This is a genomic window from Phenylobacterium sp. T106 (assembly GCF_057219735.1).
On sequence record NZ_JBXVWA010000004.1, the window covers coordinates 258424 to 272645 of the forward strand.

The 14222-nt window shown below is 74.3% G+C and carries 9 protein-coding genes; all 9 read left to right on the forward strand.

What is annotated here, in order from left to right; translation table 11 throughout:
- Positions 1-128 precede the first annotated feature (128 nt).
- The 9 genes from AC2D8W_RS11570 (at position 129) to addA (ending at position 14207) form a co-directional block, all read left to right on the forward strand.
- Entirely contained in the window at positions 129-2231 is a 2103-nt protein-coding gene (locus AC2D8W_RS11570; RefSeq protein ID WP_484671664.1) for a protein-disulfide reductase DsbD family protein, read from the forward strand.
- A 28-nt stretch (positions 2232-2259) separates the two neighbouring features.
- A complete protein-coding gene (locus AC2D8W_RS11575; RefSeq protein ID WP_484671665.1) occupies positions 2260-2880 on the forward strand; it encodes a thioredoxin family protein in 621 nt (206 codons plus the stop codon).
- 123 nt (positions 2881-3003) lie between these two features.
- The gene (gene pgi, locus AC2D8W_RS11580; protein WP_484671666.1) at positions 3004-4572 is read left to right on the forward strand and encodes a glucose-6-phosphate isomerase; all 1569 of its coding nucleotides are present in this window, start codon (positions 3004-3006) and stop codon (positions 4570-4572) included.
- Positions 4573-4597: 25 nt separating this feature from the next.
- Positions 4598-5467 (forward strand): 1-acyl-sn-glycerol-3-phosphate acyltransferase, encoded by an 870-nt coding sequence (locus tag AC2D8W_RS11585; RefSeq protein ID WP_484671667.1) that lies wholly within the window; start codon positions 4598-4600, stop codon positions 5465-5467.
- Positions 5464-5910: a tRNA (adenosine(37)-N6)-threonylcarbamoyltransferase complex ATPase subunit type 1 TsaE gene (gene tsaE / locus AC2D8W_RS11590; RefSeq protein WP_484671668.1), complete on the forward strand. Its 447-nt coding sequence runs from the start codon at positions 5464-5466 to the stop codon at positions 5908-5910. Before AC2D8W_RS11585 ends, tsaE begins: the two co-directional genes overlap by 4 nt.
- Entirely contained in the window at positions 5907-6995 is a 1089-nt protein-coding gene (amgK, locus tag AC2D8W_RS11595) for an N-acetylmuramate/N-acetylglucosamine kinase AmgK (RefSeq protein WP_484671669.1), read from the forward strand. The genes tsaE and amgK overlap by 4 nt, the downstream gene beginning before the upstream one ends.
- On the forward strand, positions 6992-7726 hold the full coding sequence (locus AC2D8W_RS11600; protein ID WP_484671670.1) for a nucleotidyltransferase family protein: 735 nt from the start codon (positions 6992-6994) through the stop codon (positions 7724-7726). Before amgK ends, AC2D8W_RS11600 begins: the two co-directional genes overlap by 4 nt.
- A complete protein-coding gene (gene addB, locus AC2D8W_RS11605; protein ID WP_484671671.1) occupies positions 7723-10710 on the forward strand; it encodes a double-strand break repair protein AddB in 2988 nt (995 codons plus the stop codon). The genes AC2D8W_RS11600 and addB overlap by 4 nt, the downstream gene beginning before the upstream one ends.
- Positions 10707-14207: a double-strand break repair helicase AddA gene (gene addA, locus AC2D8W_RS11610; protein WP_484671672.1), complete on the forward strand. Its 3501-nt coding sequence runs from the start codon at positions 10707-10709 to the stop codon at positions 14205-14207. Before addB ends, addA begins: the two co-directional genes overlap by 4 nt.
- Positions 14208-14222 lie beyond the last annotated feature (15 nt).

The following is a 14222-nucleotide window of genomic DNA, read 5'->3' on the forward strand; positions in this document are numbered from 1 at the left end:
GGACTCCAGCCGGGACAGGGGATTCGCCGATCATGGCGGCCCCGTCTGCGCTGTCGAGCCGCTTTGCGTCCCGGCATCCGCAGGCCATATAGCGGCGGTACAATCGGGGTCCGGGCTCTGAGGTGACGATGCGCTTGCTGCTGGGCGGACTTCTCGCCCTTCTCTTCTCCGGCCTCGCGCTCGCCGCGCCCGTCAACACGGGCCATCTCGTGGCCGAGCTCGTGCCGGCGACGCGGGGCGTGGCGCCGGGGCAGACGGTCCACATCGCGCTTCGCCAGCAGATCCAGAAGGACTGGCACACCTACTGGCGCAATGCGGGCGATTCCGGGGAGGCGACCGCGGCGGCGTGGACGCTGCCGGCCGGCTGGACCGTCTCGGACTTCACCTGGCCCACGCCCGAGCGCCTGCCGTTCGGCCCGCTCGTGAACTACGGCTACAAGGGCGAGGTCCTGCTCCCGCTCTCGGTGACGGCGCCGGCCGGCGCGCGTCCCGGCGAGACGGCCCGGCTGACCGCCAAGGTCCAGTTCCTGGTCTGCGCCGACATCTGCGTGCCCGAGAGCGCCACGCTCACGCTCGACCTTCCCGTCACCGAACAGCCGGCCCCCGCCGACGCCCAGTGGGGCAGCAGGATCGCCCGGACGCTGGCCGAGGCGCCCAAGCCGGCGGGCCTGACGGCCGCCTTCCGGAAGGAGGGCGACGTCGTGAAGCTGGCCATCGTCGGACCGGCGCTGAAGGGCGCCGATGTCGCCGGGGCCTACTTCTTCCCGTTTTCGGGCTCGGTGATCGATCACGCCAAGCCGCAGGCCGTGGAGCGCGGCCCCGAGGGACTGACGCTGACGCTCACGCCCGGGTTCGCCTTCCAGACCGGCGCGCCCGAAGAGATCGGCGGCGTGCTCGCGCTCGAGGGGCGCGCCTACGAGGTCGCCGCCGCGGCCGGCCCCCTGCCGGCGGCCGCCGGCGGCCTGGGCTCGCCCGCGGCGAAGCCGGACGCCCCCGACCTCGGCCTCGTGGCCGCGGCGTTCGGCGCCCTGCTGGGCGGCCTCATCCTGAACCTCATGCCGTGCGTCTTCCCCGTGCTGGCCATGAAGGCGGCCTCGCTCGCGGGGCACGGCGGCGAGCAGGCCGCGGCGCGAAGCCAGGGCCTGGCCTTCGGCGCCGGCGTGCTCACCACGTTCCTGGCGCTCGCCGGACTGCTGATCGCGCTCCGCGCCGGCGGCTCGGCCGTCGGCTGGGGCTTCCAGCTGCAGGACCCGCCGGTGGTCGCCGCGCTCGCGCTGCTGATGCTGGCCGTGGCGCTGAACCTGTCGGGCGTGTTCGAGATCGGGACCTCTCTGCAGGGCGTGGGTTCGGACTTCGCGTCCAGGGGCGGCCTCGCCGGCTCGTTCTTCACGGGCGTGCTGGCGGTGGTGGTGGCGGCGCCCTGCACGGCGCCCTTCATGGGCCCGGCCCTGGGCTGGGCGCTGACCCAGCCGCCCGCGGCGGCCCTCGTGGTGTTCCTCGCGCTCGGCGTCGGCTTCGCCCTGCCGTTCGTGGCCCTGGCCTTCGCGCCCGCCCTGGTGCGCGCGATGCCGCGGCCCGGGCCCTGGATGGACGTGTTCAAGAAGGTCCTCGCCTTCCCGATGTACGGCGCCGTGGCGTGGCTGGTGTGGGTGCTGACGGTGCAGGTGGGCCCCGACGCCGTGCCGCGCATCCTGGGCGCGGGCATCGTGCTGGCCCTGGCGCTCTGGATCGCCGGGGCCGCCCAGCGGCGGCGCGCCATCGGCGGGCGGGCCGCCGCGCTGGCGACCGGGGCGGCGGGGCTCGCGGCCGTGGCGATCGTCGGCGGCGCCTTCTGGCCCGCCTACGCGGTGGCGTCGGGCAAGCCGTCGGGCTCGGCGAAGCTCGAGGACCAGGGCTACACGCCCGAGAAGCTCGCGGCCCTCCAGGCGGAGGGGCGGCCTGTGCTGGTGAACTACACGGCGGCCTGGTGCGTGAGCTGCCAGGTCAACGACCGCGTGGCGTTGTCCACCCAGGCGGTGTCGGAGGCGCTGAAGCGCAACAACGCCGTCTACCTCAAGGCCGACTGGACGAAGCGCGATCCCGGCATCGCCGCCGAGCTCGCCCGTTTCGGCCGCGCGGGCGTGCCGCTCTATCTCGTCTATGGCGCGAAGGGCGGCGAGCCCGTAATCCTGCCCTCGCTCCTCACCGAAGGCATGGTCGTCAAGGCCATCGACGCCGCCGGCCGGAGCTAGTCGCCGCCCGCGTTCCCCGGAGCGAAGCATGTTCGACCGCCGCGCCCTGATCGTCGCCGCCATCGCGCTGACGGCCGCGCCGGGCCTCGCGGCCGCGGCGCCCGTCCTCGGGCAGCCCGCCCCCGCCTTCACCGCCCTCGACGCCGCCGGCAAGCGCCGGTCGCTGGCCGAGTTCCGCGGCCGGACCGTGGTGCTAGAGTGGACCAACAACGGCTGCCCCTATGTGCAGAAGCACTACAACTCGGGGAACATGCAGGCGCTGCAGAAGCGGGCCACCGCGGACGGCGTCGTCTGGCTGACCATCATCTCGTCGGCCCCCGGCTTCCAGGGGCACCTCACAGGTCCGCAGGCGCGCAGGTGGAAGGCCAGCGCCGGCGCCCATTCCAGCGACGTGCTGCTGGACCCATCGGGCGCAGTCGGGCGCGCCTACGACGCCAGGGCGACGCCGCACATGTTCGTCATCGATAAGGCCGGGCGCCTGGCCTACATGGGCGGCATCGACGACCGGCCCTCCTCGGACCCGGCCAGCCTGGAGGGCGCGAAGAACTACGTGGCCGCGGCCCTGGCCGACCTGAAAGCCGGGCGCCCGGTGGCCGAAGCCGCCAGCCGGCCTTATGGCTGCGCCGTGAAGTACGCCACGGCCGAGTGACGGCCGCGCCCCTAGGGCCTCACCCGTTCAGACGGAACCGTCCGAGCGGGAACATGAGGCTCCGGAATCAATGACATGAGCGCGTTTGGATCCGAAAACGCGCTCCAGATCGAGGTGACCCGCGTGAGACAGACCGACGCCGCCTGGGCGGCCCTTGCCGCCGCCGCGCGGGGCGCCGCGGACCGACGCATCGAGGGGCTGTTCGCGGCCGAGCCGGACCGGCTGGAGCGCCTGACGCTGGAGGCCGCCGGGCTCATCCTCGACCTCTCGAAGCAGCCCTGGTCGCGGGCCGACGTGGAGACGCTGCTGGACCTCGCGAGGGCCGCTGACGTCGAAGCCGCCCGCGCGCGGCTGTTCGCGGGCGAGATCGTCAATGTGAGCGAGGGCCGACCGGCGCTCCACATGGCGCTGCGCGCCCCCGATGGCGCGGACCTGAGGGCCGAGGGGGAGCCGATCTCGGGCGAGGTCGAGGCGGTGCGAAACGCCATGCGCGCCTTCGCCGAGGCCGTCCGGTCGGGCGCGAAGCGGGGCTGCACCGGCCGGCCGTTCCGGGCCATCGTGCACATCGGCATCGGCGGGTCGGACCTCGGCCCCCGGCTGGTGTGGGAGGCCCTGAAACCGCTGGACCCGCAGATCGAGCTGCGGTTCGTGGCGAACGTCGATCCGGCCGAGCTCGCCCAGGCGCTGACCGGTCTCGATCCGGCCGAGACCCTGCTGGTCACCGTCTCCAAGACCTTCACCACCCTCGAGACCCTGACCAACGCCGAGGCCGCCCGGGCCTGGCTCCGTGCGGCCCTGGGAACCGCCTCGGACACGCACCTCGTCGCCGTCTCGGCCGCGCCGGACAAGGCCCAGGCCTTCGGCGTTCCGGCGGACCAGGTCTTCGGCTTCTGGGACTGGGTCGGCGGACGCTACTCGGTCTGGTCGTCGGTGGGCCTGTCCTGCGCGGTGGCCCTAGGCTGGGATGCGTTCTCCGCCTTCCACGCCGGAGCGTGGGCGATGGACCAGCACTTCCAGTCGGCGCCGCTCCCGCGCAACGCGCCGGTGCTGCTGGCGCTGGCGCACGTGTTCAACCGCAACGGACTCGGCCGCCCGATCCGGGCCGTCGTACCCTACGCCCAGCGGCTGCGCCTGTTCGCACCGTTCCTGCAGCAGCTGGAGATGGAATCGAACGGCAAGCGGGTGACGGCCAACGGCCGGCCCGTCGCGCACGCCACCGCCGCCAGCGTCTTCGGCGACGCGGGCACCAACGGCCAGCACGCGTTCTTCCAGCTGCTGCACCAGGGCACGGACGTCGTGCCCATCGACATCCTGGCGGTGCGCGAGGGCTCCGAGGGCGACCCGGCCGCCCAGCGCAAGCTGCTCGCGAACGCGGTCGCCCAGGCCGAGGCCCTGATGGTCGGCCGGCCCCCCGCCGAGACCCCGGACGCCCACCGCGCCTTCCCCGGCGACCGGCCCTCCAGCTTCATCCTGCTCGACCGTCTCGATCCCGCGCGTCTCGGCGCGCTCATCGCGCTCTACGAACACAAGACCTTCGTCGAGGGCGTGCTCTGGGAGATCGACAGTTTCGACCAGTGGGGCGTGGAGCTGGGCAAGACCCTGGCGACCCGCGTGCTGGCCGAGCTCGAGGGCGGCGCGGCGGGCGCGCACGACCCGTCCACCGCCGCCCTGATCGCGCGGTTGAAGTCCTGAGCCCTCACAGGCCAATCTCCCCGCCATGACCTTCGCCACGGCCGCGGCCGGCAACCGGACCGGCGCACGCGATCATATCGTGGACGTGCTGATCGCCGAGCGGGCTCCCCGGCTGTCGGGCAGCCCGGCGTGGCCGCTGCTCCGGCCGCTGCTCTACGCCCTGCTCGACTACGCCAAGGCGCGGCGGATGGCCGACGCGATCGCGCCCATGCCCGGCCGCGCCGCGCTGGACCACGTCTCGGACCTGCTGGCGCTCGACGTCAGCGCGACCGGCCTCGACCGCGTGCCCGCGGAGGGCCGGGTCGTCGTGATCTGCAACCATCCGACCGGCATCGCCGACGGCGTGGCCGTGTTCGACGCCCTGAAGCGGTTGCGCCCCGACATCTGCTTCTACGCCAACGCCGACGCGCACCGCGTCGTCCCGCAGTTCGGCGAGGTGCTGATCCCGGTCGAATGGGTCGAGTCCAAGCGGACCCGCGACCGCACGCGCCTGACGCTGCAGCTCACCAAGGCGGCCCTCGACGCCGGACGCTGCCTGGTCATCTTCCCCGCCGGGCGGCTGGCGCGCCGCGCGGCGGACGGCCGGCTGGCCGACCCCACATGGATGTCCTCGGCCATATCGATCGCGCGCCGCCACGAGGCCCCTGTCGTGCCCATGCACGTGGCCGGTCCCTGGTCGACGCTCTTCCACCTGTTCCACGGCCGCTCGGACGAGCTGCGCGACATCACCCTGTTCCACGAACTGCTCAACAAGCGCGGGCGCGCCTTCTCGCTCACCGCCGGTCCGCTCATTCCGCCCGTGGCGCTCGAGGGCGACCCCGTGCGGGTCACCGAGCGCCTCAAGGCGTATGTCGAGCACACGCTGCCGGCCGATCCGGCGCGGCCGTTCGCATGAAGCTTCCCGACGAGGCGGCGACGTCGCGCCTGGGCGCGGCCGTGGCGGCGCGCCTTCGGCCCGGCGAGGCGGTCTGTCTCTCCGGCCCGCTGGGGGCCGGCAAGTCGACCATCGCCCGCGCGCTGATCCGCGCGCTCACGACCCCCGACGAGGACGTCCCCAGCCCCACCTTCACCCTCGTCCAGTTCTACGAGGGCCCGAGGCTTGCGGTCGCCCACTTCGACCTCTACCGGCTGACCTCGCCCGACGAGGCCTACGAGATCGGGCTGGACGAGGCGCTGGAGGACGGCGCGGCGGTGATCGAATGGCCTGAGCGGCTGGAGGGCGCCCTGCCGCCGGACCGACTCGATATAGAGATCGCCCTCGCCGCGGACGGCGGCCGTGAAGCCCGGTTCGTCCCGCACGGCGCCTGGGAAGGACGCGTGGAAGGATTGGCGACGTGAGTTCGGACCGCGAGGCCCTGAAGCGCGAGTTCCTGCGGGGCGCAGGGCTCGCCGACGCGCGCCGCGAACCCCTGAGCGGCGACGCCTCGACGCGCGCCTACGAGCGGCTGCACACGGGCCGGGGCACGCTCATCTTCATGGACCAGCCCCCGTCGCTGGAGACGGCGCCCTGCCCGCCCGACGCCACGCCGCAGCAGCGGGCGGCGCTGGGCTACAATGCGCTCGCGCGCCTGGCCGCCGGACGGGTCGACGCCTTCATCGCCACCGCCGGCTGGTTGCGCGCACAGGGCCTCTCGGCGCCGGCCGTCGTCGCCGCCGACGCCGGGGCGGGCCTGGCGGTCCTGGAGGACCTCGGGGACGACCTGTTCGCCCGGCTGATCGAGGGCGGGCAGGACGAGGCCCCCCTCTACGATGCGGCGATCACCGCCCTGGCGCGCCTGCACGAGGCCTCGCCCCCCGACGTCCTCAGCTACGACGGCGCCGAGTGGCCGCTTCTCACCTATGACGAGACGGCGCTCGCCACCGCGGACGGCATCTTCGTCGAATGGCTGCCGAAGCTGCTTCCCGGGCTCGCCTTCGACGCCGACGCCGTCGACGATTGGAACGCCGTGTGGGGCCCCATCCGCGCGTACGGCGCCGCCAACGCCAGCGTCTTCTGCCATCGCGACTACCACGCCGAGAACCTGCTCTGGCTGCCCGAGCGCGCAGGCCCTGCCCGGGTGGGCCTCATCGACTTCCAGGACGCGGTGAAGGCGCACCCGGCGTGGGACCTTTCCATGCTGCTGCACGACGCCCGCCGGCAGGTGACGCCCGAGCGCGAGGCGGCCTGCCTGGCGCTCTATTTCCGGCTTCGGCCCGAGCTGGACCGGGCGGCGTTCCTCGCCGACTTCCACAGCCTGGGGGCGCTCAACATCGTGCGCATCCTGGGCATCTTCGCCCGCCTCACGACCCGTGACGGCAAGCCGCGCTACGCCGCCCTGATGCCGCGGCTCTGGGGCTATCTCGACCGCTGCCTGGCCGACCCGGCGCTGGGCGGGCTGAAGGCCTGGCTCGAGCGCCATGCGCCTGCCGAGGCGCGCGCGTGACCGCGGCGGGACCGACCACCGCCATGGTGCTGGCCGCCGGCCTCGGCACCCGCATGCGGCCGCTCACCGACACCCGGCCCAAGGCCCTCGTGCCGGTGGCGGGCAAGCCGCTCATCGACCATGTCCTCGACCGCCTGCGGGACGCCGGGGTCACGCGGGCCGTCGTCAACGTGCATCACTTCGCCGACCAGATGGAAGCGCACCTCGCCGGCCGCCGCGACCTGGAGGTGCTGATCTCGGACGAACGGGCCCAGCTGCTGGACTCCGGCGGAGGCATCCGCCACGCGGCCGACAAGCTGGGGCGCGACCCCATCTTCCTGGCCAACATCGACTCGCTGTGGCTCAACCGCGGCCGGCCGCCGCTGGAGCTCCTCAAGGCCGCCTGGAACCCCGCGGAGATGGATCTCCTGCTGCTGCTGGTGGCGCGCGGCAACGGCATCGGCTTCGAGGGCCCGCTGGGGTTCTTCATGGACCCGGCCGGGCGGCTCACCCATTCCGGCGATCCGGACGTCGTCACGCCCTACGTGAACATCGGCTTCGGCATCATGGACCCCAAGGTCCTCGACGGGGAGCCCGACGCGGCGTTTCCGATCCACCCCACCTGGCGCCGCCTGCAGGCCGCCGGACGGCTCCACGGCGCGGTGATGGAGGCGCCCTGGATGCACGTGGGGGATCCCGCCGCCCGAGACGCCGTGGAAGCCGAGCTCGCGCGGGAGGGCGGCGTCTCGTGATCGCCTTCTTCGAACAGCCCGGTCCACGGTGGTTCAACATCCCCGCGCACCGGCCGTTCGCGGAAGACCTGGCGCGCGGCCTGTACGAGGCGCTCATCCCCCAGGGGCCCGAGGCGCTGGCCGACGCCGTGATCCTCACCCCCACGCGGCGTGGCGCGCGCGCCCTGGCCGACGCCTTCCTGCACGCCGCCGGCGGCAAGGCCGTCCTGCCGCCGCAGATGCGCCCGCTCGGCGACCTGGAAGCCGGCGAGCCGCCGTTCGAGCCCGGGGACCTGGCGCTGGACCTGCCCGCCGCCATCGATCCCCTGCGCCGCCGCTTCGAGCTGGTGCGGCTGGTCGCCGAGCTGGCCGAGCATGTGCCCGGCGGGGTCGGCAGCGCGGGCCAGGCGCTCGATCTGGCCGACGCCCTGGGCGGCTTCCTCGACGGCCTCCAGATCGAGGAGGTGGATGTCCGGCGCGCCCTCGCCGGCGCCGCGCCCGCCGAGCTCGCCGCGCACTGGGAGGTCTCCCGGCGCTTCCTCGACCAGGCGCTGGCGCTCTGGCCCCGGCGGCTGGAGGCGCTGGGCGTCGTCGACGTGAGCGAGCGGCGCGTCCAGCTCCTGCGCCGCCTGGCCCAGGCCTGGACCGACCGGCCGCCGAAGGGGGTGCTCGTGGCCGCCGGCTCCACGGGGACCGCGCCCGCCACCCGCGCGCTCATGATCGCCATCGCCGCCGCGCCGCGGGGCGCCGTGGTGCTGCCGGGGGTCGACCTGAACCTCGCCGACAGGGCCTGGGCCAAGATCGACGTCCAGCACCCGCAAGGGGCCCTGAAGCGCCTGCTGGAAACCGCGGAGGTCGCGCGGGGCGACGTTCGAACGTGGCCCGCCTCCGCGTCCGAGACGCCGGCGCAGCGCTGGCGGCGCCGGGTGGTCAACGAGGCGCTCCGGCCGGCGGAGGAGACCGCCGACTGGCTGCACGTGATCGAGGACCTGCGCCGCGAGGACAAGGACGCGGTGGCCGAGGCGCTGAGGGGCCTCTCGCTCATCGCCGCGCGTACCGAGGAAGACGCCGCGACCGCCGCCGCCCTCCTGCTGCGCGAGGCGCTCGAGACCCCGGACCGAACCGCCGCCCTGGTGACGCCCGACCAGCGGCTGGCCCGCCGGGTCACTGCCAAGCTCGCCCGCTGGGGCGTGGTCCCGGACTCTTCCGCCGGCGAGAGCCTGGCGGGCTCGCCCTGCGGCGCCCTGGCCGGCCTGCTCGCCCGCGCCGCCGTGGATCCCGTCGACCCGGTGGTCCTGCTGGGCCTGCTGAAGCATCCGTTCAGCCGCCTGGGCGATGCGACGCTGCTGGAGCGCTACGGCCTCCGCGGCCCGCGGGCCCGCACCTGGGACGCCCTGTTCGAGCGCCTCCGCGGCAGGGCCGACGAAGCGATCCCCCTGGCCGAGCGCCTCGCCGCCCTCGTTCGCGGCCTCGCCTGGCCCGGCGAGGTCGACGCGCCGTCGGCAGCCGCGCGCCGGATCGTCGCCGCCATGGAGGCGCTGGCCGCCGACGGGGAGGGACGCACGGGAGACCTCTGGGGCGGGCACGCCGGCGAGGCGATGTCGCGCCTGCTCTCGGGCCTGATCCGGGAGGGCGAGGACCTGCCGCTCGTGACGCCGCGCCAGTTCGCCGACCTGCTGCAGCGCCTGATGGAGGGCGAGACCGTCCGGATCGGGGGCGCGACGCACCCGCGGCTTCGCATCCTGGGCGCCATCGAGGCCCGGCTGGTGCGCGCCGACCGCCTCGTCGTGGCGGGCCTGGAGGAGGGCGTCTGGCCCGCCGCCGCGCCGACCGACCCCTTCCTCTCGCGGCCCATGCGCAGCGACCTTGGCCTGCCCTCGCCCGAGCGGCGCATCGGGCTCGCGGCCCACGACTTCGCCCAGGCGGTCTGCGCGCCCGAGGTGGTCCTGCTGCACACCGAGCGGCGCAACGGCCAGCCCACCGTGAAGTCGCGCTGGCTCTGGCGGCTGGAGACCCTGGCCAAGGGTGCGGGGCTCTCGATACCCGGCCGGCCCGAGGTGATGGGCTGGGTCCGGGCGCTGGACGCGCCGGGCCCCTACGAGCCGGTGAAGCGCCCCTCGCCCAAGCCGCCGGTCGAGCATCGGCCGCGCGAACTCTACGTCACGCGGGTCGAGACCCTGACCCGGGACCCCTACGCCGTCTGGGCGCGCGACATCCTGGGGCTTCGCCTGCTGGAGCGGCCCGACGAGGAGATCGAGGCCCGCGCGCGGGGCACGGCGATCCACGCGGCCTTCGAGCGGTTCGTCACCGACTGGCCGGGCGACCTGCCGCCGGACGCCGCGGCGATCTTCCGCGATCTCTATCTGGACGAGCTGAAGGCGGCCGGCATGCCGCTCGACGCCCTGGCGCGCGAGGGCCCGCTGGCGGGCGAGGCCGCCGCCTGGGTCGCGGACCTGGAGCGCCGCCGGCGCGCCGACGGCCGCGTCCTGCACGTGGAGCGGCGGGGTCAGGCCACGCTCGACATCGACGGCCGCCCCTTCGTCCTCGCCGCCAAGGCCGACCGCATCGAGGTCTCGCCCGACGGCCTGGCGCACGTGATCGACTACAAGACGGGACGGGCGCCGACGAAGAAGATGGTCGAGACCGGCTTCTCGCCGCAGCTCACCCTCACGGCGGCCATCCTGGAGCGCGGCGGCTTCGCCGACATCGGCCGCGCGACGGCCGGAGAGCTCACCTACCTCGAGATCAGCGGCCGCCGTCCCCAGCCCGGGCGCGAGGAGGTGCGGGCCGCGCCGCATGGCGACGGCGACAAGGTGCTGGTGACCCGTCAGGCCGTGGACGACGCCGTCGAGGGCCTGGAGCGGCTGATCCGCCGCTACGACGACCCTTCGGTCGGCTACACCTCGCGCACCGCGCCGCAGTTCGTGAAGAGCTACGTCTCGGACTACGATCATCTGGCCCGGGTCTTCGAGTGGTCCACCAGCGGCGAGGACGACGACGAATGACCGTGGTCGATCTCTTCCCGCCGGAACGCGACGACCAGCTGGAGGCGGCCGACCCCACGCTGTCGGTGTTCGTCACCGCGAACGCCGGGTCGGGCAAGACGAAGACGCTGATCGACCGGGTGGCCCGCCTTCTGCTCGCCAAGGCGAAGCCCGAGACGATCCTCTGCGTCACCTACACCAAGGCCGCCGCCTCCGAGATGCAGCGGCGGCTGTACGACACGCTCGGCGGCTGGTCAGTGGCGAGCGACGCGAGGCTGCGCCAGGAACTGGGCGAGCTGCGCTCGCGCCCGCGGGCCAGCTTCGACGCCCAGGACCTCTCGGAAGCCCGCAGCCTGTTCGCCGCGGCGCTCGAGACCCCGGGCGGCCTGAAGATCCAGACCATCCACGCCTTCTGCGAGAAGGTCCTGAAGCGCTTCCCGCTGGAGGCCGGCGTCCCGCCGGGCTTCCGGGTCATGGACGACGCCGACTCCGCGGCCGTCGCCGCCGCCGCGCGCAAGCTCGTGGCGCACCACGTGCTGAACGTGCCGGGCGACCTCGCCGACGCCTACGGCCGCCTGGCGGTCTCGCTCGACTTCCGCCGCTTCCAGGCCATGTTCGCCGAGTTCGAGGCCCGGCGCGGGGAGCTGCGCGAGTTCTTCGAGGGCCGGGGCGGCCTGGACGGCGCGGTCGCCTGGGTCTGGCGCACGGTCGACGTTCCCGAGGGCACGGATCCCGAGGCGCTGGCGGCCGAGGCCATGGCCCGCATCGACCGCGACCTCTACCGCCGCTGCGCCGAGGCGCTGCGAGGGGGCGGCAAGCCGGGCAAGCAGGACACCGACCGGGCTGCAGCCCTGGCGGCGCTCGCGGCCGCAGGATCGCCCTCGCTGGAGGACGCCGTCGCGCTGCTGTTCACCAAGGAGGACGAGCCGCGGAAGTGGGTCGAGACGGCCAAGCGCCTGCAGGACGAGCCGGCGCTACGCACCTTCCTGCTCGCCGAGCAGGAGCGCCTGCACGCCGTCCGGGAGCGCATGCGCGCGGCCAAGGTGGGGCACGACAGCGTCGACGCCCTGAAGCTCGCCCACGCCTATCTCGAGGCGTACCAGATCGAGAAGGACGCCTGGGGCGCGCTCGACTTCGCCGACCTCGTCGAGAAGACCTGCGCCCTGCTGCGCGACAGGCCGGCCGCCGCCTGGGTGCTCTACAAGCTGGACGGCGGCGTCGATCACATCCTGCTGGACGAGGCGCAGGACACCGCGCCGGAACAGTGGGCGATCATCGACGCGCTCACCGACGAGTTCTTCTCGGGCGAAGGGCGGCGGGAGGCCCGGCGGGTGGACCGCGGCGTCTTCGTGGTCGGCGACCGCAAGCAGTCGATCTATTCGTTCCAGGGGGCCCGGCCCGAGCTCCTGTCCGAGAAGTACCTGGCCTACCGCGAGCGCGCCGCCGGGGCGGGGCGGCGGGTGCGGCGCATCGACCTGCTGAAGTCCTGGCGTTCCACCCGCGAGGTGCTGCGCTTCGTGGACGCGGTGTTCACGCCGCCGCACCTGTCCGACGCCGTGCAGCCGGGCGATCCCGTCCGCCACCAGGTGGCCCCGCCCCGTGCGCCCCACCACGGCTGCGTCGACCTCTGGGACATGGAGGTGGACCGCAAGGGGCCCGAGCGCGACGCCTGGGACCTGCCGCTGGACGTGGAGGCGGAGGACAGCGCGAACAAGAAGCTCGCCCGCCGCATCGCCGGCGAGATCCGGCGGCTGATCGCCGACGGCGAGGCGGTCCACGACCCGCGCCTGCGCGAGCTCAGGCCGGCCACCGCCGGCGACGTGCTGATCCTGGTCCGCCGCCGGGGCGCGCTGTTCGAGGAGATCCTGCGGGCGCTCAAGCAGGCCGGGTTGCCGGTGGCCGGCGCCGACCGGCTCTCGCTGTCCAGCCACATCCTCTTCGACGACCTGCTGGCGCTGGCGCGCTTCGCGCTCTTCCCCGGCGACGACCTGACCCTCGCCGCGCTGCTCAAGAGCCCCTTCTGCGGCCTGGACGACGACAGCCTTTACCGCCTCGCCCACGGGCGCGAGCGCCGCCTGTGGAGCACGCTGCGCGCACGCGCCGACGAGGACGCCCGCTGGTCCGAAGCCGCCGGCTTCCTGCGGCTGGTCCTCGACACGGCGAAGTCGGCGAGGCCGTTCGAGTTCTTCGTGCGGCTGATCGACCATGTGGGGCTGGACGGCCGCTCGATGCGGCAGCGGCTTCTGACCCGCCTGGGGCCCGAGGCGGCCGACGCCCTGGACGAGTTCCTGAGCCAGGCGATGGCCGCCGAGGAGCGGGGCGCGCACGACCTGGAGAGCCTGGCCGACGCGCTCTCGGGCCTCGAGATCGTGGTGAAGCGCGAGATGGAAGGCGCGCGCGACGAGGTCCGCGTGATGACCGCGCACGGCGCCAAGGGCCTGGAGGCGCCCATCGTCATCCTGCCCGAGACCAACCTCGCCAACACCCAGCGCGGGTCGCCCCTGCTGCGCGTCGACCGGGGCCCCGAGGGCGTGGGCTTCCTGTGGTGCCCCCGTTCGGCCGGCGACTGCCCGCCCACCGGGGAGGCGCGGCGCCTGCGCCGCGAGCGCGAGGAGGCCGAGGCCTACCGCCTGCTCTATGTGGCCCTGACCCGCGCCCGCGACCGACTGATCCTCTGCGGCCGGCGGGCCGAGCGCACCGACGAGGTCAAGCTCGCGGGCTGGTGGGGCGCCGTGCGCGACGCCCTGGGCCACGCGGGCCTCGCCGACGAGGTGCGCGAACTTCGGCACGAGGACGGCGCCCGCTTCCGCCGTTTCGGCCCCGACCCCGAGCGCCTTCGCCCGGCGCCGGCCTCCGGGTCGTCCCTGGCCCCGGCGCCGGCCTGGACCGCTGCGCCGGCCGCGCCCGAGGCCTTCGCCCGCTACGCCTCGCCGTCGGACCTCGGCGCGGACGCCACGTCGGCCTCCGCCTCCCCCCTCGCGGAAACCGCCGGCCTAGGCCGTTTCCGCCGGGGCGACCTGATCCACCGCCTCCTGCAGCTCCTGCCCGATCTGCCGCCGAGCGAGTGGGCCGCGGGGGCCCGGGCCCTGCTCGCGCGGGAAGCCGACCTCACCGACCCGCAGCGCGCCGAGATGGCCGCCGCCGCCCTCTCGGTGCTCGAGGACCCCCGCTTCGCCGAGGTCTTCGGCCCGGGCTCGCGCGCCGAGGTGGCGATCGCCGGGACCGCCGCCGCCCTGCCGCCCAACCTGCGCATTTCCGGTCGCATCGACCGCCTGGTCACCCTGGCCGACCGGGTGCTGGTGGTGGATTTCAAGACCAACCGGCCCTCGCCGGCGGCCATCGAGGCCGCCGATCCCGCCTACCTGCGGCAGATGGCGCTCTACGCCGCGGTGTTGTCCGAGATCTTCCCCGGCCGCCTGATCGAGGCCGCCATCGTCTGGACCGACGGGCCGAAGCTGATGCCGGTTCCAGAAAAGCTGATCGCCGACACCCTTGCCGAGCTCCGCCGTGCCGGTTGATACAGGACCTGACCC